The organism is Arthrobacter sp. 9V, from assembly GCF_902506065.1.
Classification (GTDB): domain Bacteria; phylum Actinomycetota; class Actinomycetes; order Actinomycetales; family Micrococcaceae; genus Arthrobacter.
In genome coordinates this window covers 1-1,296 of record NZ_LR732976.1, presented here as the reverse complement: position 1 = coordinate 1,296, position 1,296 = coordinate 1, and the positions used below count along the sequence as shown (strand labels likewise).

The window sequence follows — 1,296 nt, the reverse complement described above, 5'->3', positions numbered from 1 at the left end:
GACTGGGCCTCGCTGCCCGGCTCGGTCACCCGCCAGATCGAGGCGATCTCGGAGGAGTGGGTCGCCGAGCGCGAACTGCCCGAGATGGGGTTCACCCTGGGCGGGATCGACGAGATGCGCGATCCCGCCGTCCGCACGCTCGTCGCTCTGGGCGAGGACGGCACCGTGCTCGCCGTCACCAGCTGGCTGCCCGCCTACCGCGCCGGCCAGGTGGTCGGCTGGACGCTCGACGTGATGCGCCGCGCCCCGGACGCCCCGAACGGCGTCATGGAGTTCCTGGTCGCGAGTGCGGTCGACCGGATGCGCGCCGACGGGGCCGAGCGGCTCAGTCTGTCCGCGGCACCGCTCGCGTCCTCGGCGGAACCGCAGACCGGCGGCCGGAGCGGCGTCGAATCGGTCCTCGACGTCGTCGGCGGAGCCCTCGAACCGGTCTACGGGTTCCGCTCCCTGCTGCGCTTCAAGGCGAAGTTCGGCCCCGACCTGCACCCACTGGTGATGGCGTACCCGGACCCGGTGGCGCTGCCCACGATCGGCGTCGCCATCGTCCGCACCTACCTGCCGGGGCTGTCGCTCCGCCAGGCGGTGGCGATCATGCGCGAACGGCGTCCGGCGCCCGCAGCCCGGGCCGAGCAGCCAGCCGCGCGCGTCGGCTGAACCGGACGGCTCCCCAGCGCCGTCGGTACGTTCGGTGCATGGGAACCGAACGCGCCGACGGACCGGCGGTGGACGAGCACGATCCGTACGAACGTCGCCCCGGCTACGTCACGAGCGTCGACGGCCGGACCGACCGGATGACCACGGACATGTTCGCGGGCGTCGTGGTCGGGTTCGTCCTGCTGCTCGTCTTCGGGTTCTTCCAGCTCGTCGAGTGGATCGCGATCGGAGCGGCCGTCGTCATCGGTGCGGCGGTGTGGTTGGTCCTGCGCAGCCGTCGACGGCGTGCAGATCGTCGCGCGGGTCGGTCCCCCGACGCCGTCCCACGTGCGCGTGACCGCGCCATCGCCGAGGCGAACGGTGGCCGCCGGTTCTTCGTCGCCCAGAACCCGGTCGTCGTCATCGTGATGGGCGCGATCTTCATCGCTGTCGCGGTCGCCCCACTGCTGTTCGGCGGGTTCTCCGTCGGCCGGATCGTGACCGGGGTCATCGTCGTCGCGAGCGGCGTCCTGTGCATCGTGCAGGGGATCGGCACGCTGCGGGTGCGCCGCCGGGAGCGCAGCGGCGGCTGAACCGCGGTCGGCGGCCCGCCCGAAGTGGGCGCATCGGCGTGGCCCGAAGGCCAATAAGCTCACTTCCGTG

2 protein-coding genes are annotated in these 1,296 nt (G+C 72.5%); both read left to right on the top strand.

Going from position 1 to position 1,296, the window contains the following annotated elements:
* The coding region (locus BACI9J_RS22920; RefSeq protein WP_159736673.1) for a DUF2156 domain-containing protein at window positions 1-654 on the top strand (654 nt) is incomplete at its 5' end.
* Window positions 655-692: 38 nt separating this feature from the next.
* Window positions 693-1,226, top strand: coding sequence for a hypothetical protein (locus BACI9J_RS22915; RefSeq protein WP_056070413.1), 534 nt, complete (start codon window positions 693-695; stop codon window positions 1,224-1,226).
* Window positions 1,227-1,296 lie beyond the last annotated feature (70 nt).